Source organism: Leucobacter coleopterorum, assembly GCF_011382985.1.
Classification (GTDB): Bacteria; Actinomycetota; Actinomycetes; order Actinomycetales; family Microbacteriaceae; genus Leucobacter; species Leucobacter coleopterorum.
Genome location: NZ_CP049933.1, coordinates 2,568,642 through 2,594,062, shown reverse-complemented (window position 1 = coordinate 2,594,062; position 25,421 = coordinate 2,568,642). Strand labels below are relative to the sequence as shown.

The 25,421-nt window shown below is 61.0% G+C and carries 21 protein-coding genes and 4 pseudogenes; 8 read left to right on the top strand and 17 right to left on the bottom strand.

The features are described 5' to 3' along the window. Positions 1-71: 71 nt before the first annotated feature. The 7 genes from G7066_RS12170 to G7066_RS12140 form a co-directional block, all read right to left on the bottom strand. Positions 72-377: a TetR-like C-terminal domain-containing protein gene (locus G7066_RS12170; RefSeq protein ID WP_166331382.1), complete on the bottom strand. Its 306-nt coding sequence runs from the start codon at positions 375-377 to the stop codon at positions 72-74. An 86-nt stretch (positions 378-463) separates the two neighbouring features. Continuing rightward, complete coding sequence (locus G7066_RS12165) at positions 464-631, bottom strand: hypothetical protein (RefSeq protein WP_166331381.1); 168 nt, start codon at positions 629-631, stop codon at positions 464-466. A 46-nt stretch (positions 632-677) separates the two neighbouring features. Further along, positions 678-1,139 (bottom strand): cupin domain-containing protein, encoded by a 462-nt coding sequence (locus G7066_RS12160; protein ID WP_166331380.1) that lies wholly within the window; start codon positions 1,137-1,139, stop codon positions 678-680. After that, complete coding sequence (locus tag G7066_RS12155; protein WP_166331379.1) at positions 1,136-2,050, bottom strand: ABC transporter permease; 915 nt, start codon at positions 2,048-2,050, stop codon at positions 1,136-1,138. The genes G7066_RS12160 and G7066_RS12155 overlap by 4 nt, the downstream gene beginning before the upstream one ends. After that, complete coding sequence (locus G7066_RS12150; RefSeq protein ID WP_244302973.1) at positions 2,047-3,123, bottom strand: ABC transporter permease; 1,077 nt, start codon at positions 3,121-3,123, stop codon at positions 2,047-2,049. The genes G7066_RS12155 and G7066_RS12150 overlap by 4 nt, the downstream gene beginning before the upstream one ends. Positions 3,124-3,247: 124 nt before the next feature. Further along, a complete protein-coding gene (locus G7066_RS12145; protein WP_166331378.1) occupies positions 3,248-4,825 on the bottom strand; it encodes an ABC transporter ATP-binding protein in 1,578 nt (525 codons plus the stop codon). 89 nt (positions 4,826-4,914) lie between these two features. Further along, complete coding sequence (locus G7066_RS12140) at positions 4,915-5,979, bottom strand: BMP family ABC transporter substrate-binding protein (RefSeq protein WP_166331377.1); 1,065 nt, start codon at positions 5,977-5,979, stop codon at positions 4,915-4,917. Between the two features lie 457 nt (positions 5,980-6,436). On the opposite strand from G7066_RS12140, the pseudogene phoH2 reads away from it, so the two are divergent. Both phoH2 and G7066_RS12130 read left to right on the top strand, forming a co-directional pair. Next, positions 6,437-7,760, top strand: a pseudogene (phoH2, locus tag G7066_RS12135) (RNA 5'-3' helicase PhoH2). Between the two features lie 200 nt (positions 7,761-7,960). Continuing rightward, a complete protein-coding gene (locus tag G7066_RS12130) occupies positions 7,961-9,082 on the top strand; it encodes an acyl-CoA dehydrogenase family protein (protein WP_166331376.1) in 1,122 nt (373 codons plus the stop codon). A 16-nt stretch (positions 9,083-9,098) separates the two neighbouring features. Here G7066_RS12130 and G7066_RS12125 read toward each other — a convergent pair whose 3' ends face one another. The 7 genes and pseudogenes from G7066_RS12125 to xseA form a co-directional block, all read right to left on the bottom strand. Further along, complete coding sequence (locus G7066_RS12125) at positions 9,099-9,569, bottom strand: tetratricopeptide repeat protein (RefSeq protein ID WP_166331375.1); 471 nt, start codon at positions 9,567-9,569, stop codon at positions 9,099-9,101. Between the two features lie 103 nt (positions 9,570-9,672). Next, positions 9,673-11,084 (bottom strand): annotated as a pseudogene (locus G7066_RS12120) (class II fumarate hydratase). A gap of 64 nt (positions 11,085-11,148) precedes the next feature. After that, positions 11,149-11,835 carry a carbonic anhydrase gene (locus tag G7066_RS12115; protein WP_166331374.1) on the bottom strand — a complete coding sequence of 229 codons (687 nt, stop codon included), beginning with the start codon at positions 11,833-11,835 and terminating at the stop codon, positions 11,149-11,151. Then, the gene (locus G7066_RS12110; protein ID WP_166331373.1) at positions 11,832-12,542 is read right to left on the bottom strand and encodes a DUF4245 family protein; all 711 of its coding nucleotides are present in this window, start codon (positions 12,540-12,542) and stop codon (positions 11,832-11,834) included. The genes G7066_RS12115 and G7066_RS12110 overlap by 4 nt, the downstream gene beginning before the upstream one ends. A 2-nt stretch (positions 12,543-12,544) precedes the next feature. Further along, positions 12,545-12,781 (bottom strand): exodeoxyribonuclease VII small subunit, encoded by a 237-nt coding sequence (locus G7066_RS12105; protein WP_166331372.1) that lies wholly within the window; start codon positions 12,779-12,781, stop codon positions 12,545-12,547. 5 nt (positions 12,782-12,786) lie between these two features. Then, positions 12,787-13,206, bottom strand: coding sequence for a nuclear transport factor 2 family protein (locus tag G7066_RS12100; protein ID WP_166331371.1), 420 nt, complete (start codon positions 13,204-13,206; stop codon positions 12,787-12,789). A 141-nt stretch (positions 13,207-13,347) separates the two neighbouring features. After that, entirely contained in the window at positions 13,348-14,571 is a 1,224-nt protein-coding gene (gene xseA, locus G7066_RS12095) for an exodeoxyribonuclease VII large subunit (protein ID WP_166331370.1), read from the bottom strand. A 252-nt stretch (positions 14,572-14,823) separates the two neighbouring features. Between xseA and G7066_RS12090 the strand changes: the two are divergent. Then, positions 14,824-15,854, top strand: a pseudogene (locus tag G7066_RS12090) (4-hydroxy-3-methylbut-2-enyl diphosphate reductase). A gap of 101 nt (positions 15,855-15,955) precedes the next feature. Here the strand turns inward: G7066_RS12090 and G7066_RS12085 are convergent. Further along, positions 15,956-16,768 (bottom strand): DUF6264 family protein, encoded by an 813-nt coding sequence (locus G7066_RS12085; protein ID WP_166331369.1) that lies wholly within the window; start codon positions 16,766-16,768, stop codon positions 15,956-15,958. Next, on the bottom strand, positions 16,768-17,796 hold the full coding sequence (fbaA, locus tag G7066_RS12080) for a class II fructose-bisphosphate aldolase (RefSeq protein WP_166331368.1): 1,029 nt from the start codon (positions 17,794-17,796) through the stop codon (positions 16,768-16,770). The genes G7066_RS12085 and fbaA overlap by 1 nt, the downstream gene beginning before the upstream one ends. Positions 17,797-17,917: 121 nt before the next feature. On the opposite strand from fbaA, the gene glpX reads away from it, so the two are divergent. Next, positions 17,918-18,901: a class II fructose-bisphosphatase gene (gene glpX / locus G7066_RS12075; protein WP_166331367.1), complete on the top strand. Its 984-nt coding sequence runs from the start codon at positions 17,918-17,920 to the stop codon at positions 18,899-18,901. A gap of 32 nt (positions 18,902-18,933) precedes the next feature. On the opposite strand, the gene G7066_RS12070 is transcribed toward glpX, so the two are convergent. Next, entirely contained in the window at positions 18,934-19,800 is an 867-nt protein-coding gene (locus G7066_RS12070; RefSeq protein WP_205881447.1) for an alpha/beta hydrolase, read from the bottom strand. Here G7066_RS12070 and G7066_RS12065 point away from each other — a divergent pair. The 4 genes and pseudogenes from G7066_RS12065 to G7066_RS12050 all read left to right on the top strand — a co-directional run bounded on the left by G7066_RS12065 (position 19,799) and on the right by G7066_RS12050 (position 25,372). Continuing rightward, positions 19,799-20,511, top strand: a pseudogene (locus tag G7066_RS12065) (TetR/AcrR family transcriptional regulator). The gene G7066_RS12070 and the pseudogene G7066_RS12065 sit on opposite strands and share 2 nt — an antisense overlap. Before the next feature lie 393 nt (positions 20,512-20,904). Continuing rightward, positions 20,905-23,604, top strand: a complete 2,700-nt coding sequence (locus G7066_RS12060; protein WP_166331364.1) for a hypothetical protein — start codon at positions 20,905-20,907, stop codon at positions 23,602-23,604. After that, a complete protein-coding gene (locus tag G7066_RS12055; protein WP_166331363.1) occupies positions 23,601-24,530 on the top strand; it encodes a hypothetical protein in 930 nt (309 codons plus the stop codon). The genes G7066_RS12060 and G7066_RS12055 overlap by 4 nt, the downstream gene beginning before the upstream one ends. Continuing rightward, positions 24,437-25,372 (top strand): Ig-like domain-containing protein, encoded by a 936-nt coding sequence (locus G7066_RS12050; RefSeq protein ID WP_166331362.1) that lies wholly within the window; start codon positions 24,437-24,439, stop codon positions 25,370-25,372. The genes G7066_RS12055 and G7066_RS12050 overlap by 94 nt, the downstream gene beginning before the upstream one ends. Positions 25,373-25,421 lie beyond the last annotated feature (49 nt).

The window sequence follows — 25,421 nt, the reverse complement described above, 5'->3', positions numbered from 1 at the left end:
CGGGCCAGTTCCGCAAGGAACCAGCCCTCACTCCGAGGTATAACACCGCGACCCAGTAGCAAGGTTACGAACTAGTCGCCCGTCGGGAACATCCACTTAGGCGAGAATGTCCGAATCGTTGCAATGAAGGCAGAGCGGTCGGTGTCACCATTCTGCACCCAAGCCTTGATCGCGCCGACGAGTCCATGCGCAAAGAAACGGACCGCAATCGTCGGATCAACCTCAGGTTTGGGTGGCGTCAGTTCTGGGTGCCCCGCCAGGTACTGCTGCAGTGACTCGGTGAAGTGGTCTGCGAGCAGGTTGGGTACAACACCGTCTTCTGGTGTATTGATGGCTAGCTGATAAAGAGCGCGGTGGCGGTCAACATGATCGAGCACCAAGCTGACGGTGGTGGTAAAAGAATCCGAAGTATCCGAAACAAAGTGCTCGCGTGCTGTGTCGAGTTCATTTCCGAGAGCAGCAATCAGAGCCTCGGCGGGGAGGCATAGTGCTTGTAAAATGTCACGCGATTGATGCCCGCGCGGATTGCGAGTTCTGAAACGGTGATGGTCGGGACTGGCTTGTGGGCAGCGAGATCAGTGATAGACGAGTGCAGTGCTGCTCGGGTTCTGACAATTCTTGCGTCGGTCATGATGAATACCTTAACCCTTAGATTTTTTACTTGTGAGGGGTTACGTTTAGGCCCTCGTGAGTGTAAAGATGCGATCCCTCTGCTCTGGGAACCGCGACTGGAGGGCGTCTCGTTCGCCGAGTTTGAATCCGTCCCACTGGAAGGGAGGCGACATGGTCGTTCCGATCAGGGTCCAGCCAGACTGGGGTGAGGATCCCTGCATCACGTCTGGCGGCACCACCAACTGTGGCAACTGGCCGACATCGAGATCGGGTCCAAGTACCTTTACCTCGGAGCGACCATCCGGGTGCAGCAGCAACAATTCGAGCGGTGATCCCGCATACCAGTGGTACACCTCGGTCGAATTGAGTGAGTGCAGTGCTGAAAAGTCGGGTGCGGCGAGCAAATAATAGATTGCGCTTGAGTACTCGTCGAGGTGCATCTGGCGGAAGAGTCCACCCTCGTGCTCGAGTGGTTCAAGACCGAGGTGCTCGACCCAGCGGGCGGCCTCTGCTGGAAGGCTGATCACGTGAGCACCGCATCGCGAGTCTTACGCAGTCGTGAACTCAGCACGATGAGCACAAGCAGCGTCACCACGTAGGGACCCGCGTCAGTGAGCTGCTGCGGGAGACCGAACGACTGCAGGCGGAACCCAATCGCGTCGATAAACCCGAAGAGCAGCGCCGCACCGAGCACCCCAACCGGGTGAGCACGCGCGAGCATGACGGCAACAACCGCGATCCAGCCGCGTCCAGCGGACATGTTTTCAGTGAACTGCACCACGTTGCCGAGCGCGAGCTGCGCCCCACCCAAGCCCGCGAGGGCTCCCGAAGCGATTACGGCTCCGAGCTGGTAGTGCTGCGGGTTGACACCCATCGTCGCAGCCGCGAGTGGACGTTCGCCAACACCGCGCAGACGCATGCCGAGTGGTGTGCGGAACAGCACAACCCACAGTACGGGCACCAGGAGCAGCGCAAGGTAACCGAGTGGCGTCAGCGCAAACAGCGCGCCAATCCACGGAATATCGGCGAGCACAGGAATGCGCCACACCGGGATGCCATCGATGCCGGGATCCTGGAACACCCCTTGCACACCAAACATGGCAACGATCAAAAAGCTGGTCATGCCGACCGCGAGAATGTTCATCGCGATCGCGAGCACGATGGGATCACCCTTACGATATACCGCGCCGTATCCCAAAATCAGCGAGAAGAGCGCACCGCAAATCATCGCGACGGTGGTTCCGACCAGCCAGTTATTCGTGAAGAATGACGCAGCAACGCCCGAGAACGCGCCGACGAGAATCATGCCCTCGAGGCCGATGTTGAAGATGCCGACGCGCTCGGCGAGCATGCCGCCGAGTGCAGCAAGCAGGATCGGGATCAGCGCGCGGAGCACTGAAGAGATGAGATCCTGATCAAACAGTTCTAAGAAGTTCATCGACCTGACTCCTTGGAATCGTTCGTTTCTACTGCGGCGAGCCGCGGCTCAGAAAGATGTTCGGGCTCCGCGAAAGGTGGATCGTCTGTAGCCCTTGACTTGCGTTTGCGCAGCCAGGGAATGGTCACACGGAACGCAAGCAAGATAATGACGAGGGCTTGAATGACTGCTGCAATCTGGGGTGAGAGGCCAAGCTCGCGGCCCATCGCGTCGCTGCCGACCATGATCGCGGCGAAGAAGAGACCCGCAACCACGATACCGACTGGCCTGTACAGCGCCAGGAGTGTGACCAGCAGCGCGGTCCAAGCGAAGTTGGTCTGTATGAACGCACCCTCGATGAGTCGCGTGTTGGGCGCCCCAATAATGACCATGAGGCCAAACATGCCCGCGAGGCCACCCGAGAGGGCCATCGTGCGCAGAACGAGTGGGCCGGGCTTCACACCGCTGTATCGCACAAACTCGGGGTTTTGGCCGCTGAGACCCGACTCGAAGCCGAAGCGTGTACGGCGATTCATGAAGATCGCGCCGAGCACGACGAGGATCACAATGACGAGCGACCAGTTGACCCCGGTGAGTATCGCTGTGATGGGGCTTGTTGGGCCGAGGGAGTTGCGCAGGGTTTCGGCGAACGCGGAGTCGCGCGGTACGAGCATCGAGAGCTGTACTTCGGGGCGCACCTGCTCACTCGCCACCATGTCTGTGTCGTTTGCGTTGAGCTCAAAACGAATCATCCACGAAGCGAAATAACGGGCGGGATAATTGAGTAGCAGAGTGGAGAGCAACACGGGCACGCCCCACAGATTCTGCAGGATGCCCGCGAGCAGGCCCCATGCAGCACCCGTGGTGATCGCGACGATAAACGCGAGTGGCACTATGAGGATCGCGGGTCCAGGCACATAGATCGCGACGATCCCGCCGGCGAGTGCACCGAGCCCTGCCTGCCCCTCAACGCCGAGGTTGAGTACACCCGCGCGGAAGGCCACCGCAATGGCGATACCCATGCCGATGATGGGGATAGCGCGCTGGAGTGTGTTGGCGATACCCGCACCGCTGCCAAAGGAGCCCTTGAGCATGGCGGAGTAGCCGCTGAGAGGGTCCACCCCGCGACCAGCATGAAACACGCGCCAATGAGGAGCGCGAGGAGGACGGATATGGGGATGGGCCCCATGAACCAGCGTCCGATCCGGTGCAGTGCGCTCACAGCGCGTCCCCCTTTTGCGTGGAGCCGTTAGCGAGCGGCGCAAAAGCGCTGGCTCGATGGCGTTCTTCCGGTTCGTGTCCTGCCATGTAGAGACCGAGCAGCGCCTCAGTGGCCTCCGCCTTCGGAACCTCGGCGACGATCCTGCCCTCGAACATCACGAGGACTCGCGAAGAGAGCGACATGATTTCGCTCAACTCTGCCGAGATGAGCAGCAGTGCACCGCCGCCATCGCGATACTCGCAGAGCTCACGGTGGATTGCCTCGATGGCACCGATGTCGACGCCGCGTGTCGGCTGCTCAGCGATGAGCAGGGGCGACTTGTAATCGAGTTCGCGGGCGACAACCACCTTCTGTAGGTTGCCTCCCGAGAGGGTACCAACCGGGGTCGAGGGTGACGCGATCTTCACGCCGAAGCGCTTGATGAGACGCTTCGCGTGCTCGAGCATCGCGCCGCGCGCGAGCAGACCGTGGCTCAGCAGCGGGGCCTTGCGGTGGTGTCCGAGGGCGAGGTTATCGATGGCGTCAGCAGTTCCAGCACTGCCGATCGCGTGGCGATCCTCGGGGATGTAGGCGATGCCGCCGTCACGCCGCTGCGCGATTGACGAGTGACTGAGATCCACGTCGCCAATGCGCACGCTACCCGAGGTGGTGCGACGCATGCCGATGATCGCCTCGGCAAGCTCGACCTGGCCATTGCCGGCAACCCCGGCAATACCAACGATTTCGCCAGACCGCACCGTAAGGCTCGCCTCTGCGACGGCTGCGCGTTCACCCGAGCCGGGCACCGTAATCTCGCGTGCATCGAGCACGACCTGGCCCGGCCGCTGCGCTGGTGGTGGTGTCGTGAGGTCTACGTGCCTGCCGGTCATGTGGCGGGTGATCTCTTCGGGCGAGCTATTTGCGGTGACGAGCTGCGCGACGTTGCGGCCGTCACGCAGCACCGTCACACGATCTGAGATCGCCATGACCTCATTGAGTTTGTGAGTGATGAGGATGATCGTGCGACCGTCGGCTTTGAGCGCGCGCAGCACGTCAAAGAGCCGGTCGGTTTCTTGTGGAGTGAGCACGGCCGTTGGCTCATCGAGGATGAGTACGCTCGCCTCGCGATAGAGCGCCTTGATGATCTCGACACGCTGCAGCACACCCACGGGCACAGAGTCGACACGAGCGGTGGGATCGATGGCGAGACCGTACTGCTCAGCGATCTCCGCGACCTTGCGGTTCGCTGCGGCCCGGTCTATCAGGCCACGCTTGGTGGGTTCACGGCGAAACACGACGTTCTCCGCGATGGTGAGCGAGGGAAACAACTTAAAGGATTGAAACACCATGCCGATGCCGACGTTGATGGCATCGAGCGGTGAGGCGAGTGTTTGGCGCTCACCGCGGATGAGGATCTCGCCCTCTTCGGGTTGGTAGACCCCAGCGAGGATCGACATCAGAATCGATTTGCCCGCTCCGTTTTCACCCATCAGGGCGTGAATCTCACCCGATTCGACCTCGAAGTCGACGCTGTCGTTGGCGAGCACCCCGGGGAACCGCTTGGTGATCCCGCGCATGGAAACCTCGGCGGCCATGCTCACTCCTTCATAAATCCAGACGATTACGACACCGCCGGAGTCGCAGCACCCACGGCTAGTGGATACTGCGACTCCGGCGGAAATGCCTATTCGGCAGTGGGGTCAGTGACCTTAATCTTGCCGCTCACGATGTCGTCGCGGGTCTCTTTGACTTTCTTCAGCACGTCAGCGTTCTCCATGACGGTGCACTTCGAGTCAGCCGCGCCGTCGGTGAGACTGACGATCGTCATGCCCTCTTCCTTCAGGCCGAACGAAGAGGTCGCGTCTTTGACGGACTTGCCGTCCATGATCTCACCAACAACGGTCTCGACGACTTTGTCGACAGACTTGATGCTGCCGTCAACCACAAAACCGGGAGCCATTGGGCACTGGTTTGCGTCGACACCGTACGCTGAGAAGCCCTTCTCCTTGGCGGCCTCCATGATGCCACCGTTCGAGGCAGCACCAACTGCGAATACCTGGTCGACACCGGTTGCTGCGAACGCGAGCGCCTGCTCCTTACCTCGTGCGGGATCAGCGAAGGGGTCGCCGCTGCCACCGATGACCTGGGGTGCGACCGCGTTGACCTTGGGGTTCACGCTCTTAGCCCCCTCGGCGAAGCCGTCAGAGTACTTCTTGAGCAGCGGGATATCGAGCGAGATGACCGATCCAACCTTGTTTGCCTTGGTGAGCATGCCAGCCTCAACACCCAGCAGGTAGGAAGGCTCCTGCTCTCGGAAGGTTGCCTGGTAGAGGTTGTCGGGAGCGCCCTCAACAGCGGCGTCGATTAGCAAGAACTTCTGAGAAGGATTTTGCTCAGCGAGCTCCTTCGCGATGTCTTGGAACTGGAAGCCCAGCATCACGACAACCTCGGGGGCCTCCGCGATCGCTGCCTCAAGGTTGGCGCGGCGGGTGGCCTCGTCCTTGGACTCGTAGGTCTTCGAGGTGCCGTCGAACTCGTCGGCGACGTTGTCGATGCCGATCTTGCCCGACTTCAGAAACTCGTTCTGGCCGATCGGATCGCTCGTGATGTAGATGAAGCTCGGGCCATCAGCGTCGCTGGACTCGTTGTCGCTCCCGCTGTTGCCGCTGGCGCATGAGGTGAGTAGCAGAGCCGCAGCTGCGGCGCCCGCGATGAGTGCCGCGCGAGCGCGACGCTTGGTGAAGAACATGTGCGTACCTTTCGGAAGGGACTGTGTTTGTGTTGAGCTCGAAGACGAGATCGATCTAACTGCGCGCCGAGAACGGATGAACTTCACCCATTCTCACTGCTCGCACCCGGGACCGCCAGTGTAGGCATCCCCAGCTGCTGCGCCACAGTCCCAAGAATATCGGAATTGTGTGCGTTCATTGGCCTCGAAGCGTGATCTGTTGGCAAGCTCTGGAAATGTGTTGTTCACGTGACTGAAGTGTGACGTTCATAACAATCAGAGCGTGTCACTAGACAAGCCTCAGGGATTGCGGCGTACGGTGTGTGGTATCGGGCAGGGTGCCCGACGAGCGGGAGGGTCACTCAAGGCAAACAACCGCTTTGGGGGAGTTAACCGCTGAAGCCGTCAGGGCTTCAACCTGAAGCCTTGGTCAGCCGAAGGAGCCATCGTGGCCAACACCCAAAAACCCAAGTTCAGTATCGCAGGCGACTCAGAGCGCGCCACCAACGCTCATCAGGGGCAACGCAGTTACGTGCTTGACACTTCGGTGCTTCTGAGCGATCCAGCGGCGCTCTTCCGCTTCGCTGAGCACTCCGTTGTGCTACCTGTTGTGGTGCTGATGGAGCTGGAGAAAAAGCGGCACGATCCCGAGATCGGATACTTCGCTCGCCGGGCACTGCGAATACTTGATCAGCTGCGGGCCGAACATTTGCGGCTCGACATTCCTGTTGCGGTTGGCGAGGAAGGCGGTACCGTTCGGGTCGAGCTCAACCACAGCAGCGTTGACACCCTGCCGAGTGGTATGCGGCTCGGGGACAACGACACCCGGATCTTGGCGGTTGCGCAAAACCTGGCGGCTGAGGGACTCGACGTGACGGTTGTTTCGAAGGATCTGCCGATGCGGTTGAAAGCTGCCGCGCTGGGACTCGGATCAGAGGAGTATCGCGCAGAGATGGCGCGCGACGACAGTTACACGGGAACCGACTCGCTTGAGCTCGACGAAGAGCAGATGCGGGTGTTGTGGGAGGAGGATCGGCTCGAAGATGTCCCGAGGTAGCTTCATTGCCTCTGGGGACTGGGCTGATCCTGACCTCGCCCGGGGATCCGCTCTCGGCCGGGTGGACGGAGAAAACTCGCTGCACCTTGTGCGAGGGGACCGCGAGGTGTTTGGGCTTACCGGTCGCAGCGCAGAGCAGCGACTCGCCATTGACCTGCTGCTCGACACCAGGGTGGGGATCGTGTCGCTCGGCGGCAGTGCAGGCACCGGCAAATCAGCGCTCGCGCTCGCCGCAGGTCTTGAGGCGGTGCTTGAACGGCGGCAACACCGCAAGATCATGGTGTTTCGGCCGCTCTACGCGGTGGGCGGGCAAGAGCTCGGTTACCTGCCAGGCGACTCTCAAGAGAAGATGAACCCGTGGGCGCAGGCCGTCTTCGACACACTCGGTTCGATCGTCTCGGAGAATGTGCTCGACGAGGTGCTCGCGCGAGACATGATTGAGGTGCTGCCGCTCACCCACATTCGTGGACGCTCGCTGCACGACGCGTTTGTGATCGTTGACGAGGCGCAGTCGCTCGAGCGGGGAGTGCTGCTCACCATGCTAAGCAGGATCGGGCAAAACTCTCGGGTGATCCTGACTCACGATGTCGCGCAGCGCGATAACCTGAGGGTCGGCCGCTACGACGGTATTGCCGCGGTGATCGAAAAGCTGAAGGGGCACTCGCTGTTTGGTCATGTGACCCTGACCAGGTCCGAGCGCAGTGAAATCGCGGCGCTGGTCACGGAGCTGCTTGATACACCGTAGCTGTTGCACCACGGTGCGCAGGTAAACCCGACGAGCGCCCAGACTACCGACGAGCGGCCAGACTACCGACCTGTCGGCTAGCTGGGCGCTCGTTGGAAACCGGAGCACTCGTGAGCGCGGTGAGCCACAGCAGGCTCAGGATCGCGGGCGTAGGCTGAAGGGGTGACTCAGCTAAGCCCGAAGAGATCTTGCCCACCTCAATGCTCGAGCAGTTTCGCGAGCGAGCCGCCGGTTACGACGGTGACAACCGGTTCTTCACTGAGGACTTTGCTGAGCTGCGTGACAGAGGCTATCTCGCGGCTGCTGTGCCTCGTGAGCTGGGCGGTGCGGGACTCTCGCTCGACACCCTCGTGCGGTGCCAACGCCGACTTGCTTCATATGCTCCGGCGACCGCGCTCGGAGTGAACATGCACCTGGTTTGGGTGCAGGTGGCTCGCTTCCTGCACGAGCGGGGCATCGACACGCTCGACTGGGTGCTTCGTGACGCGGTGGCCGGCGAGGTGTTTGCCTTTGGTATCTCCGAGGCTGGCAACGAAGCCGTGCTGCTAGACGCCTTCTCGGTTGCCTCGCCTGCCCAAGACGGTGGATTTCGAATTACGGGCACCAAAGTATTCACCACTCTCTCGCCCGTGTGGACCCGGCTCGGGTTGCACGCACGCTGCGAAGAGCCCGGGGAAGACCCCTACCTCGTGTTCGGGTTTGTGCGTCGCGACAACGAAGAGCTCGCTGAGGGAACCATCGAGCACCCCGGCACCTGGAACCCACTCGGCATGCGTGCAACCCAGAGCTGGAACACCAAGCTCGATGGGGTTCGGATCCTGCCTGAAGATGTCGCCGCGAGGATCGCACCCTTCGACGGCAGAGCCCCGCTTGTGCTCGCGATTTTCTCCTCGTTCTCGATTCTCACCGCGTCGGTGTACGCCGGGATCGCGGATCGCGCACTCGAACTGGCACGACAGGCGGCGAATCGCGCTGCGGCGGGTGGGGAGGGTATCCGGCTCGACGATCCCGAACTTGCAACGCGGCTGACCGAGGCAGTGCTGGATCATCGCCGCTCCCTCGACGCGCTCACGCTACTGGCGCGTGACGTCGATGGTCTAGCGGAGCGAGACGATTGGTTTCTGGCGCTCGCCGCAGCGCGCAACCAAGTCTGCGACGAGGCGCGTCGCGCGGTGGAGGTGGCGATGCGCTTTGCCGGATCCCGGGGCTTCCAGGCCGACTCCGAGCTTGCGCGTCTGTACAGGGACGTGCTCGCCGGACTGTTTCATCCGTCGTCGGCGTCGGCCCTTGCCAAGACGGTGCGCGGATTCCTGACCGATTGATGCGCTGTAGCGGCGATCAGGCTCGCAGTTCCGCGACGTAGCTGCGCAGGGAAGTTTGGTACCTGGGCAGGGTAGGGATCAGGGCCTCTAACGCGACCGCGAGCGCCTCGTTTGGCCTGCCGGCAGAGTGTAGCGCGAGAGCCAGAAACGCGTCGGGTGAGGCACCGAGGTTGGGATCGCGCTCAGAGGTCTGCAGCATAGTAACGGCCTCTTCGAAGCGGCCGAGATTGCGCAGGGTCGAAGCGTACTGAATGTCGAGTTCGGCGCGAGCCGGGCCACCGAGGCCCAGGTCGACGGCGCGGGCATACTGCTCTGCGGCCTCCGCTTCGCGGCCCGCAGAGTCATAAGCACCACCCAGTTCAAATGGTCCGCGTGGATCATCAGTGGACAACTCGGCGACCAACTCTGAGATCCGCGCGATAACTTCGTCGGCGGATGCGGTTTCGTCACCCCAAACTACGTCAACGCGTTCTTGCCAGCTGTTCATGCTCGACGTCTCCTCTACGAAAAATTCGCGTGTCACGAAAATGTACTAAAAACCGCTATAGTACACATCCGTGACACGCGAACGAGGTAGATCAGATTTGCGACTACTTCGCGACGCCCGGGTGGGTCATCGAGAGCAGGTCGAGGGCCTTGTCGAGGTCAGCCTCGCTGACCTCACCGCGCTCGACGTAACCGAGATCGATCACGGCCTCGCGCACGGTGATGCCCTTGGCGACCGAGTGCTTCGCGATCTTCGCGGCGGCCTCGTAACCGATGAGGCGGTTCAGCGGGGTAACGGTCGACGGGCTCATGCCGGCCAGGGCCGCAGCGCGATCCAGGTTGGCCTCGAGACCAGCAACGGTCTTGTCTGCCAGCACTCGCGTTGCGTTCGACATGAGACGGATCGACTCGAGCAGCGCGGTGCCCATGACGGGGATCTGCACGTTGAGCTCGAACGAGCCCGAAGCGCCGCCCCAGGCGATGGTCGCGTCGTTACCGATCACCCGCGCGCACACCATCAGCACGGCCTCGGGAACAACGGGGTTCACCTTGCCGGGCATGATCGAGGAGCCGGGCTGCAGATCGGGGATGTGTAGCTCGCCGAGGCCCGTGTTGGGGCCTGACGCCATCCAGCGCAGGTCGTTGTTAATCTTGGTGAGCGACACGGCGATGGTGCGCAGTGCGCCCGAAGCCTCAACGAGACCGTCGCGGTTTGCCTGAGCCTCGAAGTGATCGCGAGCCTCGGTGATCGGCAGGCCGCTGGAAGCAGCGATCTCAGCGATGACCTTCTCGGGGAAGCCGAGCGGGGTGTTGATGCCGGTTCCAACAGCGGTGCCGCCTTGGGGAACCTCAGCGACGCGGGGAGCGCAGCCTGTACTCGCTCGATGCCGTAGCGAATCTGCGCTGCGAAGCCGCCGAACTCCTGTCCGAGCGTGACGGGGGTAGCGTCCATGAGGTGCGTGCGACCCGGCTTGACGGCAGTCTTCCACAGTTCGGCCTTGGCTTCGAACGCTTCGGCGAGGTGTGAGAGCGACGGAACCAACTGCTCGATCAATGCGCCGGTGACGGCGATGTGAACCGAGGTAGGGAACACGTCGTTCGAAGACTGCGAAGCGTTCACGTGGTCGTTTGGGTGAACCGGTGCACCGAGGTGCTTCGTTGCGAGGGTAGCAAGCACCTCGTTCATATTCATGTTCGAGGAAGTACCGGAACCGGTTTGGTAAGTGTCGACAGGGAACTGGTCGTGGTGTGCGCCACCGATGATCTCGTCGGCCGCCGCAACGATGGCCTTGCTGATGTCGGCATCGAGGATCCCGAGTTCGGCGTTCGCAATTGCAGCTGCGCGCTTAATACGAGCAAGGGCAATGATCTGCGCGGGCTCCAGGCCCTTGCCCGAAATGGGGAAGTTCTCGACGGCGCGCTGGGTCTGTGCGGCGTAGAGTGCACTCTTCGGTACTCGAACCTCACCCATCGTGTCGTGCTCGATGCGGTACTCGATTTCTTCAGTCACAATCATCCTTTGGTTCGATGTTGGGTCCTGCGGTTTCGCGCAGGATGACGGCGGGGTACAACGTTTGGGATTAGATAACGGGGGAGGGCTTTGTGTCGTTAGCGATGTCGAGCGGTCCAACGGCGCTCACCGGTACAGCGCGACCTTCAGCAAGACGGTACTGGCAACCAACGACACCGAGGGTGCCGTTCGCGACCGCGTCGCTGATGATGCGTGAACTGCGCAGGAGCGCGTTCACCGTGTTGTCGAGATGAACGCGGCCAACGGCGTCGGCGTCAATGAGTGAGCTATCGACGTAAGGGGTGTTGCGGTTCTCGCGCATCCACAGCCGCTGCACGGCGGGCAGGATCGGCTCGAGCGTGTTGCCAACGGCAACCGGCACGGGCGATGGATCCTTTGTCATCTGGTTGATGGAAGCTGCGACGGCTCCGCAGGAGTCGTGTGCGAGCACCACGATAATGGCGGCCCCGAGATTCACAACGGCGTACTCCATTGAGGCCGTGATCGATTCAGCAACGACGTGACCCATGTTGCGTGCGACAAAGAGGTCACCCAGACCAGCATCGAAGATAATCTCAGCAGCCAGACGTGAGTCAGAGCAACCGAACAGCGCGGCATCGGGCTTCTGCACGGTCGCGATTTCGTTGCGGCGCTCAACATCCTGCCGAGGATGCTGGGGGCCGCCTTTAATGAAGCGCGCATTGCCTGCTTCGAGCGCGTCCCATGCCTGTTGTGGAGTTACGCGGGGTTCGGTCACAGTGTCTCCTGGTTGGTTTCAGTGGCCGTGTCAGTGGAGCCTGATTCGAGCGACTTGATCGCATCAATCGCGAGAAGCCGCAGCGTTGCCGGAGTATCGGTGCCAGAGATAAGGATCGAGTCGCCCTTCCACGTTCCCTGGAGCGCGAAGACAACGTTGCTGTTGTCTGGGCTGACCTCTGGGTGATCGAAGACGACCCAGTCAATTCCGGCGAGTTGCTCGGAGCCCGTTGGCTCCTGCCGCTCAAACTGCTCCGAAACCCAAGCATCGTCAACAGGGGATCCGTCGGAGGTAAACGCCTGTACAACCGAGGCGAAGGCTTCTTGGCCCGTTGCTTCATCGACCGTGGTGTACGTGATCTTCCAGTAGTTCACGTCGTCAGACTGCAGAAGTCGTGCCTGCTTCGCTTTCCATGCCTTGGGTACGTCAGGTGCAACAAGCGTTCGTCCGGCGGTCGGCGAGGCCTCGGCCGCTAGCGTTTTGACGTCGAGTGCCTGATCTTCGAACTTGCCAACACCCTGCGGCACTGCGAGGAACATGACGAGTACAACGCCCAGGGTAACGATCAGTGAAAAGACCAGATTGTTGACGGTCTTACGCTGACGATAGTTGAAGGAGTCGGTGGCCTTACGGGCTGCGGTCTCAGCCTTGGTTTCTGGGCGGCCGAGCTCTGCGACGATCGCCGGAGGTTTCTGTTTCTTTGCCATGACTAGTTCTGAACCTCGTTGGTTTCGCCAGTCACACCCTGGCGGGCGGCCTCAAGTCTCTGCCTGGCACCCAGCAGCCACTCCTCGCAGCGGGCAGCCAGTGCCTCGCCACGCTCCCACAGCTGCAGTGACTCTTCGAGTGTGGTGCCACCCTGCTCAAGGCGGCCGACCACCTGCACGAGTTCGTCGCGTGCCTGCTCGTAGCTGAGCTCGGCGGGATCCTGGAAGGCGTCAGACATGGGGATCAGTCTACCTGGCCGTGTTGGGGGCCGGGCCGGTCAGCTACTTCAGCGCGACTTGCGAAGTCTTTCCGCCAGGCAGGCGGCTCAGAGCCTCCTACTTGCACCCAATACTCAACAGATCTGGTGATCAGGCCATTCATGACCTCCATAAAGGCCGCGGTTCGAAAAACACCGACGTCTTTCTGAGGCACCTCCACCTCTGCGACGACCAGATTTCCCTGTTGCACGATTCGAAGCACACGTATTTCCCAGCCCTCTGGGTACTCCCTGTTCACCGCAACGACGTCGTCGGCGCCAAAAAACCGCTCGTTGGTCTCGGGCCACTCGACAACGACGTCGTTCGCGAGTGTTCCCCGCACGCCAGCCCAGTCTCGCTCCTGCATGCAGGCCCAGAACGTCTCAACAACTTCAGTGGGGGTCATGCTGTGCCTCCGTTTGATTCATTTGTTTTGGCGAACACGTTAGCAGTGCTTGTAGCTCAGCCGGTTGTAAGGCCTGGGTGGCCTACTGGGCGGCTGACCGGTGAGCACCGGCTGGTTTGCAGGGATTGCAAACGAGGCGCATCACTCGGCCCGCGCGGCAAGCTTTCCGCCCGCAAGGGAGAGCCGAATCGCGGTGCCCGCCGTTGCCCTCTCAGGATCCAGCAGTACCGATCCATCCTCTAACTGCGCGATCGCGTAGCCGCGCTCCAAAGTAGCTTGAGGTGAGAGTGCGTTGAGGCGGGCGCGAGCCTCTGTAAGGGCCACGGCACGATCGTCAATGCTGCGATCCGCGAGTTCGCTTCCTCTGGCGATCCAACGTACGAGTTCTTCTGCCCGTTCATCGATGAATCGATTTGGGTTGGCCAGCACCGGACGGCCGCGCAACTGCAGAATACGGTCGGTCTCGTGTTGCAGGTATTGGCCCAGCCGGGAACTCATGCGCGCCCGCGCCTGATCCAGCCCCGCGAGTTCTTCACCTACATCGGGCACCACGCGCTTCGCCGCATCCGTCGGCGTGGAGGCGCGCAGATCGGCGACCTCGTCAAGCAGTGGGCGATCTGCTTCGTGGCCAATGGCGCTCACGATCGGTGTGTTGGCGGCGGCGGCAGCTCGCACCACGCGCTCGTCGCTAAAGGGCAACAGATTCTGGAAATCGCCGCCGCCGCGGGCCACGATGATGACGTCAACCGAGGGATCCTGATCCAACGCCTCGATACCCGCAGTCACCTCGACCGCTGCGCGATCCCCCTGCACCGATGCGTAGTGCGCCTTAAACTGGACCCCCGGCCACCGAAGGGTAGCGTTGCGGATCACGTCTTTCTCCGCGTCGGAGTCACGCCCCGTGACCAGGCCAATGCGCCTCGGTAAGAAAGGCAGCGGACGCTTACGTGAGGCATCGAAGAGCCCCTCCTGCTGTAGCTGGCGACGCAGCCGCTCCAAGCGCTCGAGCAACTCGCCGAGACCAACGTGCGAGAGCTCAAAGACCTGCACTGTGAGCGAACCGCCCTTCACCCAAAAGTTCGGCTTCACCAGTGCGATCACACGGTCACCCTGCGCAAACTCGCTGGTCAGCTTTTGCGTCACCGAGCGCCACACCGTGAAGCTCACGGTTGCATCTTGTGTCAGGTCCTTCAGTTTGCCGTAGACGTGACCACCTCTCAGCTGCCACTGCGTGACCTCGCCCTCGATCCACACCATGCCGAGACGCTCGATCCAGGCGGCGATCTTCTCGCTCATCACTCCGACCGGCCACGGGGCCTCGCGGGTTGCGGGTGCGTTCGAGGCGGCGTTCGACGTTTCTGCCATGCTTCGACACTACCCGTAACGAGAAACTCTGGGATTGGTGGGGACTTTCGTGAGACGTGGGTGCAAGGGGTCGCGCGGGATGAGACGGCGGGCGTGCCAGCGTCAACCTAGGCTGTCCGGCCTCTCCCAGAGGTCGCAGCGTAAACTGGGTGCATGGGTGATACTCGGCACGCAGTGCCTGACCAGACGGCCGAAAACAAGCATTCTGCACACAATCAGCGCACCATTGGTGCGCCCGTTGTGAGCCTCGCGATGCCGCGACTGCGTCGCGAGGTCGGGCGCCTGAAAGATTTACCCGTTGACGGTGCCAAGCAGGTGCTGCTTGCGGCCCCGCGCGGTTACTGTGCCGGGGTGGATCGCGCAGTTGTTGCGGTTGAGAAGGCCCTCGACCGATTCGGAGCCCCCGTGTACGTTCGCAAACAGATCGTTCATAATGTGCACGTTGTGCGTACCCTTGAAGATATGGGCGCGATTTTTGTTGAAGAGGTCGACGAGGTGCCTGAGGGCGCAAACGTTGTGTTCTCTGCCCACGGTGTCTCACCAGCGGTGGTGGCCGCTGCCGAAGAGCGTCACCTGCACGCCATCGATGCAACATGCCCGCTGGTCACCAAGGTGCATCGCGAAGCAGTGCGCTTCGCGAAGCAAGACATGGAGATCCTGTTGATTGGTCATGAGGGGCACGAAGAAGTAGAGGGTACGGCTGGTGAAGCCCCAATCACATCACCATCGTCAACTCACCCGAAGACGTGGACACACTCGTGGTGCAAGATCCCGACAAGCTCGTGTGGCTCTCGCAGACCACACTCTCGGTCGACGAGACGATGGAGACCGTGCGGCGCCTGCGCGAGCGTTTCCCGAACTTGCAAGACCCGCCGAGCGACGACATTTGTTACGCCACCCAGAACCGTCAGGTCGCGATCAAAAAGATTGCACCGCAGGCTGACTTGGTGCTGGTGGTTGGATCCTCAAACTCTTCGAACTCGGTGCGCCTGAAAGAGGTCGCGCTTGAGTACGGTGCGAAAGCTGCCTACCGCGTTGACTTTGCAAACGAGGTCAAGCAGGAATGGCTCGACGGCGTGCGCACGGTCGGCGTGACGAGTGGAGCTTCTGTGCCTGAGGTACTTGTGCAAGAACTTCTCGACGACCTCGCTGACGCCGGATACTCCGACGTGCGAGCGACCGTCACAGCTGAGGAAGACCTCGTCTTCTCGCTGCCCAAAGAATTGCGTCAAGACGTTAATGGTAAGCGTGACGAGCGTGCGCTCGGTGGGCGGGTTCGCTAACGGGGCTCCGACAACATCGGCCACCCACCGACGTTCACGCACGAACGTTGTAGGGCCACTCCAAACCGCTGTTTAGAGTGGCCCTACCTATTTAGCATCGTCTACGGTGTGGACGAATAGATGTAGTCGAGGATCTTCTGATTGGCGCCGGGATCGGACGCTGCTTCCATAAGGTCCGGTGACGAAAAGATCGCCACCATAATCAACACGATTACTGCAACAACGGCAATAACACCCGCGGTGAGCGGAACCCAGAACGCTATTTTTCGGGCCCGCATGCGCTGGATTGAGAAAATGAGCGTCACTGCAAAAAGTGCGAGGAACCCAACCGCACTTACCGTGCCCAGTGTTCCGATCCACGAGGGAACCTGAAAGTCTTTGATCTCAAGAGCCTCGCCCATCAGCACAAAACTTGCGTGCATGCCCATCATTGTCTGGAAACAGATAATGACCCCAAACACGCCGATGCCCAGCAGGATAATCGTCATGACACGATCTCCCATGCGAGAGGGAGTTCCCGTAACCGAGGGCGCAGCTGTGTACGAGGGAGCTGCGGCGGGAGGGTGGTTTGCTCGATAGGGCGCAGGATCGCCGGGTGTGCTACCTGCGGGATCGCTGGGTACAGAAGAGCCTGTGGGAGTCCCCGGCACGGCAGAGTCGACAGAGGCTGAGGTCGATCCTGAACCGCCACTTGCTGCGCCAAGGTTGTGGGGAACACCAGCGATGGCACCGTTTTCGGGGCGACCCGCTGGTGCAGCGAGAGGATCTGTGGCTGCAACCTGGTCCGCGCCCTCCGGCTTCCATTCCCAGCCCTCTGGTGCGTACTCCCCGAAAGCTGGCTGCGGGCGAGTCGAGGGAGACTCAGCGGCATTTTCGGCCGCAGGCTGCGGTTCTTCCTCAGAGAGATTCGACATTAGGCGCTCACCGAGCGGCCGGCGGAACCGAGCTGCTGTGTAGCCTCGACGATGCGGGCGGCCATGCCGTTCTCCGCCGCTTTGCCGTAGGCGCGGGGGTCGTACATCTTCTTGTTGCCAACCTCGCCGTCGATCTTCAGCACACCATCGTAGTTCTTGAGCATGAAGTCGGCGACCGGGCGTGTGAAGGCGTACTGAGTGTCGGTGTCGATGTTCATCTTGATGACACCGTTGCGCACGGCCTCGGCGATCTCGTCGGCGGACGAACCTGATCCTCCGTGGAACACCAGGTCGAGCGGCTTCTCACCCGTGCTGTACTTGGCCTGCAGACCCGCCTGAATTTCGGCGAGTAGTTCTGGGCGCAGCTTCACGTTGCCCGGCTTGTAGACGCCGTGCACGTTGCCGAAGGTGAGGGCGGTCATGTAGCGGCCCTGCTCACCGAGCCCGAGTGCTTCGACCGTCGCGACAGCGTCTTCGAGGGTCGTGTAGAGCTGGTCATTGATCTCGTGGCTGATGCCGTCTTCTTCGCCGCCCACAACACCGATCTCGACCTCGAGGATCATCTGCGCAGCAGCCATACGGGGCAGCAACTCCTTTGCGATGCTGAGGTTTTCGGCGAGGGGGATCGCCGAGCCGTCCCACATGTGCGACTGGAAGTAGGGGAGGCCACCCTGGGCGACCCGCTCCTCGCTGGCCGCGATCAGCGGCAGCACAAAGTTGTCGAGGTGTTGCTTTGGGCAGTGGTCGGTGTGCAGCGCGACCGTAACGTTGTGTGCCTTCGCAACTTCTTCGGCGTACTTGGCGAAGGCGATCGCTCCGCCGACACGGTTGCTGACCGACTGGCCAGCGAAGTAGTCGGCGCCACCAAAGCTCACCTGAATGATGCCGTCGGATCCAGCCTCCGAGAATCCCTGCAGCGCTGCATTGAGGGTCTGCGAGCTAGAAACATTGACCGCGGGGAAGGCGAAGGATCCCGACTTCGCTGCGTCGAGCATTGCTGCGTACTGTTCCGGGGTTGCGACGGGCATGTGTGCTCCTTGGCGTCGATCGGATCGGCGAATGGCCGCTGTGATTGGTTCGGCGCGAGGCCGATGGATTGTTCGGCGCGAGGCCGCTTTGTAGTCAAGTCTACGCGGTAGGGTTGTGTGTATGACTGAACCGAATTCGCTTGGCGAGTGGCAGCCCGACCGTAACCTCGCGATGGAACTCGTCCGCGCGACCGAGGCAGCAGCAATGCGTGCCACCCCGTGGATTGGACGCGGTGACAAAAACGCCGCCGACGGCGCGGCTGTCGACGCGATGCGGCGTTTTCTCTCCACCGTCAACATGAACGGGACCGTCGTGATCGGCGAGGGTGAGAAAGACGACGCTCCCTGGCTGTACAACGGTGAGGTCGTTGGCAACGGTGAGGGTGCTGACTGCGACGTTGCAGTCGACCCGATTGACGGAACGCGGCTGACGGCAGAGGGGCGCCCCGGTGCGCTCTCGGTGATCGCGGTCGCGGACCGCGGCAGCATGTACGATCCCTCCGCCGTGTTCTACATGGACAAGCTCGTGTGTGGACCCGAGGGAGTCGGCGTTGTCGAAATTGATCGTCCCATTGGTGACAACATCCGCGCGCTGGCGAAGGCTAAGAACGTCGACGTTTCAGACATTCGTGTCGCTGTGCTCGACCGTCCTCGCCATGAGCAGCTCATCACCGACATTCGCGCAGCGGGTGCCGGCACTCGACTCCTCATGGACGGCGACGTTGCCGGCGGCGTGAACGCAGCTCGTTGGGATTCGCGCATCGACCTGTGTGTCGGGATCGGCGGCACCCCCGAGGGCATCATCACTGCGTGCGCGGTGAAGGCGCTCGGCGGCGTCATTCAGGGGCGCCTGTGGCCGAAGGATGATGAGGAGCGTGCTCGCGCGATCGACGCTGGACACGACTTGACTCGTGTGCTTGAGGCAAACGACCTGGTCGCAAGCGACAACGCCTACTTCGTGGCGACCGGAATCACCTCCGCTGACTTCGTTGAGGGCGTCCAGCGTCGTGGCCCGTTCGTGCGGGCAGAGAGTATCGTGATGCGCTCCTACTCCGGCACGATCCGCCATGTTATCAGCGACATGGATCCGACCCGCTGGGACTAAGTTCTGCTTGACGGGTACTCGTGGGTTTCGATCTACACGAAGCCCACGATCCGGTCGATGACCTCGCGATTCGATAGAACACGATTGTGCCCAAGACCCGTCGTACGCATGAACTGGGATTCGGGCTGATGAGCTAGCGGCACCCGCTCGGCTTCAGATATGACAACTTCTCGATCATCTACATCGTGGATGACGAGAGTTGGCGTGTTGGTTTTCGGGTGACTCTTCGTGGCGTCGAACTCGGTGAAGATAGTGCCGGACTCCGTCGGATATGCAGTTGCGATCCGCTCACTAAACCTGTGGCGTAGCTTGGTCGGCAGCTGGACAGCTTGCATAAATGCGTCGCGCAGGTACGAAGCCGTAGCCGGACCCGCGATGGAAACGGCCCGTTCAACCTGTGTTGTCTTACTCGTGACGGTCAGTGCGGCAAGCGCCCCGAGGGAGTGCCCGACGACAGAGACCGGCCCCTTCTGATCCCTGGTGAGTTCGAGTGCAACCTCGGTGAAGTTGATGACTGAGGGCTTTGCGCCCCGAGAATTACCGTGCCTTGGAGCATCGAACGATAGGACCCGGTGCCCCGCCAGGGTGAGCTGTTCGATGAGCGGGCCGAACCTAGAAGCGCGGCTGCGCCAGCCGTGAACCAGGAGAACTGTACGAACGGGTGATTTCTGCGGGGTAGCGCTCGCTTGCGGGAACCACTCGTATACGGCGACCTTGTGGCCTCGAAGCTCTCTAACCTGCACTCTGGCTCTGTTGTGCACGATGATTTCGCTCTTTCGAATCCGGGCTGGTTTGCCGGTCGCCCCGAAAGCGATTAGCGCCAGGCTTACTGTTGCGCCGGGCAGCACCTTCCCTCCTGCACGAAAGGCTCTCTGGGCGGCGGGGTGAATCTTTGGCATGGGTCTCGCAATCCGAAGAATATATACGAACGATCGTTCGTATATGGATGCTAACATGGTTCACATGCCAACTATCACCTCAGGATCGCCAACGCCTGTTGACGGACGGCGCCTCCGCGGCGATGCCACGAGGCAGCTTGTGCTCGCGGAAGCCGTGCAGATGGCATCTGAAAAGGGCTTGAGTGACATGAGTATTGCCCAGTTGGCGGACGCCGTTCATCTGAGCAAGAGCGGTATCGCCACGTTGTTTGGCTCCAAAGAAGCGCTGCAGCTCGCCGTTGTTGAGTATGCCAGAACCGTGTTCGTTGCCGAGGTGATCACCCCGTGCTCTGAGGTGCCAGACGGTGCCGAGAAGCTGCGGGCCATCGGCGCCTCCTGGCTTCGATACTCAAGAAATCGGGTGTTTCGAGGTGGTTGCTTCTTTCTCGCGGCGGCCGCTGAGTTCGATTCAAGGCCGGGTGCGGTGAAGCAACGAGTCGCTCAGTGCCTGGGGAGTGGGACGACTATCTGGCGCGGTGTGCGGCGAGAGCTGTAGCGGCGGGGGATCTGCGACAAGATACTGACTCCCGGCAGTTCGCTTTTGATATGTACGCGTTGTTTGTGGCAGTAAATACCCGATCTATGCTCCACGATGACGATGATGCGTACGACATGGCCGAGAGGTCGCTTCGCAGGTTGCTTGTGGACGCGGGGGCAGCGAAGAAGCGTTGACGGCGTTTCGAGCGGATTTCGTTCCCCTGAGTAGTTACTGGGATGATGACCCGGTTTGCTCCTAACGAGGTAGAATTGTGGTGGGAAAGAGTTGCGCGTAGAGCGCGCAACAGGGGATCTTTCGCCATCGAAACGCAGCGCCTTTGCGATTGCTACCGCGCAGAGTCGATGCCTGCAAATTTTTGTGTAAAAAATTTGCTCTAAGCCTGTAAGGAAATCACGGGTCTCGCGTCTATACGCTGTCCGGAATGCAGATTGGCTGCATTTCTATGTTTTGGTGAGCCATGAGTTGGGGCGGGCTTAATGGCCTTTGGAAGGAATGCGTTAGCGTTGAAAAACTTGAAATTAAAGGGTTCGGAGAACGGACTTCGTGGCTGGCGGAGGGCTGGTGTGATGAGTGTCGCGGCCGCTCTGGTGGCCGGTGTGCTGGGTGTGGGGGCTTCTCCTGCGTTTGCTGCCGACGCGACGTTGAGTAGTCTCGCGTTTGATGTGGTGCAGGACGGCAGTTCATCTAATGAGTTTGATAATGATGCCACGGTTGAGGGGCGTTCCTGGAACAGGAACGATGTTGTCGCGGCAAACGACTGGATTCAGTATCGCGCGACCGCGCAGGTTGCTGCCCCAGGGGTGGTGACCTATACGTCGACCTTGCCTGTGGGGATGAGGTGGGACGCTGGAGCTTCGGCGTCATCGGTGTGTGATGCGGGCGGCACGATCACCAACGCAAGCCGCACGCTCTCCTGCAAGGTGACGGCCAATACGACGGGGAGCCAGCAGGTTGAGTTCCGGGCATGGACGTTTGAGAACGGGAACGGCGAAAAGTTGCAGCCAACAATTTCCGCGAATGGTGTCTCTGCTACGGCTTCCAGTGCGGTGACTGTTGCTGCCACTGTTGCGATGGAGTTCAGTACCTACCGAAACGCATTCTCCCGCGATACCGTCGGGGGTCAGGACGGAATCCTCTGGACCCAGTATGTAGATTTTGGTGCGACTCGACCGGGCGGAGACATGCGTGGCCTTGAAGCTCTTGCGGAGCCGTTTGAGTTTTCTCTTGCGCTCCCCGCTGGAGCAGTCATTCCCAATAACTTGCTGCCGAGCGGTGTCACCGTGACACAGACCGGAGGGGTAGCAACCTTTACGGTCACCGGCATTACGAGCTTTGTTCCGCCAAACTCCACTTCTTCGACCATGCCAGCTAACTTCACAAGTGCGCGTCGGTTGGGCATTCCCATCTTTGTGCCGTATGGGTCTGAGTTGCCATCCGGCGAGATCACGACACTGCAGGGCCAGTTCTCGGGGTTTGACCCGAATGGTGTCAGCGGAGCATCGAACTTTGGCGCAGGGTATGCGCAGGGGCAAGCGCCGGGTGATGCGCTGATCACGACAAACCCTTCACGGAACGGCTTCACATTCACTGTCGACCGAACACAGAGTGTAAAACTCCTGGCGGGGCAGACACACGTGACCAATCTCAATGGCCAACGAATGATCGGCTCAGTGAACCAGAGCTTCCGAGGTTCGCAGTACCCTGTGACGCCGGGGCAGGAGTTTCGTACGGGAATGGGAGTTCTCAACGATACGACTGCGACAGATGCCGCAACCAACGTATTTGGGTGCGTGGCGTTCGACGCTCAGCTGGTAAATCTCATTGGCGAGCCGAGGGGGCAATCAGGTAGCGCCGCGTACGCCGCCTCTGACTACCTCACGGGAACGGCTCTCCCGGCAAATGACTATGTTGTTGAGTACGCATCGCTCAACCTGGCAGACAATTCTGCCCGGAGGGCGTATGACTGTGGTGTTGCTGGAGATGGTTCCGCCCAGTGGCACAGCACCGTTGACGCGGCGGGCGGTTCCGGCAAGGTGGATGCGGTGCGCGTGAAATACCTTCCGTCACTCGCTCCGAGTCGCGCTTACGGACTCAGCCTCCCCATGAAGCGAACGACCACATCGGCATCGCTTGGGATAGCGGACAAGCAAATGATTCCGTGGTTCTGGCAATTTGGCTCTGCTGAGACGCCGGCCGTCAAGTCGAACATGCCCGATTCCCCGGCTGCGGCCGGCACCGGGCGCGGCGGTGGCATCGATGTTATCTCAGCCCTCGTGCGACACCGTGCGGTGTGGTCCTCGGCATCGGTGCAGGGTGGAGAACTTGCCACCCTTACGGTGAGTCCACTAGTGATCGGTGCGCCGATGGCTGGAATCGACGCGGTTGCGAAGGACGTACGAATCCAGGTGGATCTTGATTCGACGTGTGCGATTCCCGTGAGGGCGTCGTTGGATGCTACGGGTATTCCGTATGACTACACCGCTCCTGATTTTGGCGCGGATGGCATACCCTGTAACGCTGACGACGGCGCACCTGCTTCCATCACATTCCGCCTTGGAGATATCAACGCTCCCGGAGGAACACCCGGGGGAAGCTTCAGCGCGGCCGTCGTAGGCCATGAGACACTGCTGTCTTCTTTCAGTTTCCAGGTTGAGCAATCGGTTTTGACGCCCAATGGATCGACTCGAACCGCAACCAGTGTGATCTCCTCGCCGGGTGACTTCACACAGGCTTCGCAGGGCGGCGCGAGCTCAGGGACTGACCGCTCCGAGACCCCGACCTTGACGGTTGCGTCGGTTGCCTCCTTCACCGGTGGCAAAGTCGCTACGACGGCCCAGCCCGGAAAAGTCGCTCCGGGTGAGGAGTTTCAGTACACGTTGAACTGGGCCAATGGTACGCCGCAGGTGATTGGTGTGGGCCGGTTTGTGGACGTGTTGCCGTTTAATGGTGATAGTCGTGGCACGACTGGTTTGGGTGCGCCGCTTCGGGTGTCGAAGGTGGAGTCTCAGATGACGACGCCCGCGATGGGGTCTGTCGGTGTCGAGTACACGACTGATGCTGCCGCAACGGTTGAGGCTGCGGTTGCCCAGGCCGGGAACGAGGATGGCGCGTCAGGTGTGACGTGGAAGTCCTTGTCTGGGGATACCCTCCTGCTGGGACTACGGCTTTGCGGTTTACGACGTCGAACGAGATGCAGCCCGGCTATGGCGGCACGGCATCGGTGTCGGTGCAGCTTGGGAACCTTGCTCGTGGTGGCAAGCTCGTGAACGACATGAATGGTCGGACTGAGCCGGTCAATAGTGATCCGACGACGGTGCAGGTGTTCCGTGCGGTATCGAGCGTGGAACTGGTGTCTTCCGCTGCGGAACTGTCGGGGACCGTCACGCGTGACCTTGATTTTGATGGCGGGTTCAGCGCTGGTGACGGCTCCTGGCCTGCCGGGGATGACACGGTAGAGATCTATAGTCCCGCGTATGACACGGTGGTAGCGACCACGGATGTAGACGCTGCGGGGAATTACCGGGTGTTGGTGCCTGCCGGTGAGTATGAAGTGCGTTTGAAGGCTTCCGCGTCTGCTGACTGGAGCAGGCTCCTGCCTGCTACCTCGGTGACGGTTGCTGCCGGTGATGTGCTCACGGATCAGAATGTGTTGTATCAGGAAGTGATCGCGGATCCGGTACTTGTGGATGATCCCGGCATGTTTGCTCCGCTCATCACGGTTGGTGTGGGGAAGAGTGTCATGGTGGATGTGACCGCGAACGATACTCTTGACATCCCGACTGCTCCTGGCAGTATCGGGATGGGTGCCGCCTCGAACACGGTCGCACTCCCCGCAGCCACGACCGCGAAGGGCGGCAGTATCGCGGTGACTGCTCCGGTGATCCCGGGGTGCAGAGTACCGTCACGTACACTGCTCCCGCGGCATGGCCTGCAGGTGAGACCGGCAACAGCTACGTGGACACGTTCGAGTACACCTGGACGAACGTGCTGGGGGTCACTGAGACTGCGACTGTCACGATCATCGTGGAAGCGCCAGTCGGCCCTGGTTTCACCGTTGATCAGGACAGTGATCGGGTCGGATCCCAGCAGGGTACGACCGTGGCGGAGTTCGCGGGTGTCAAGATCACGGGTGAGGATCCGGAACTCACGTTCACGAACGTGCCGGAAGGTGCTGCCGGGGAGCCGGTATTGAAAGATGGTGTGATTTCCTGGGATACCGCGGGGCTTGCTCCGGGTGAGTACACCTTCACGGGTGTGGTGGTTGATGCGTACGGTCAAGAGACCCGTGTGACGTTCACTGTGACCGTCTACCCGGCCCTCACTGCGGTAGACCAGGAGGCTCTGGTGGGGACGTTGCCCAAGACTGCGACGCACACTTTCACTGAGAAGGTGTCGGGTGGTGATGGCAACACAAAGGCCGTGATTATTGAGAAGCCGGAACGTGGCAGCGTCAAACTCGGGTCTGTGGTGTACACGTCGCATGAGGGCGGTGGGGTGTATGCGCCGAAGGGTGTGTACACCACGGTCGTGACCTATACGGATGGTGTGGGACAGACCGCGACCGGAAGGTATGTGGTGACGGTGCAACCAGCACCAACCGGACAAGGCGAGAAGACGACGCTGCGTCACGACGACCAGGCGGCAGTGTTTGATCCAATTGGCAACACGGTCGGCACCAACCTGCAGCCCGTTACCATGGACTCAATCGTCGCGTTGCCCGAGCACGGCACCGTCTCGGTATCCGGTGCGATGGTCAGCTACACGCCGAAAAACGGCTTCACCGGCACCGACCGCTTCACCGTGCGAGTGTGTGATGACCTTGGACAGTGTGTCGACCTGAACTACGAGGTGACCGTGCTGGGAGCTGGTGATCCCGAACCCGGTACCACAGATGGATCGAGCGCAAACCTTGCAACCACGGGTGGCTCTGGTCTTGGAACGCCAATCGCGGTGGCACTCATCGCGGCAATCGCTGGGGTGCTGCTGTTCGGGGGAGTTCTGTTGCAGAAACGTCGCCGCAGGCGCGAGGTCTAAGCTAGCTAGAACCCGAGCGACGAGTCGCGTGTGTGGGTGGGGAACATCT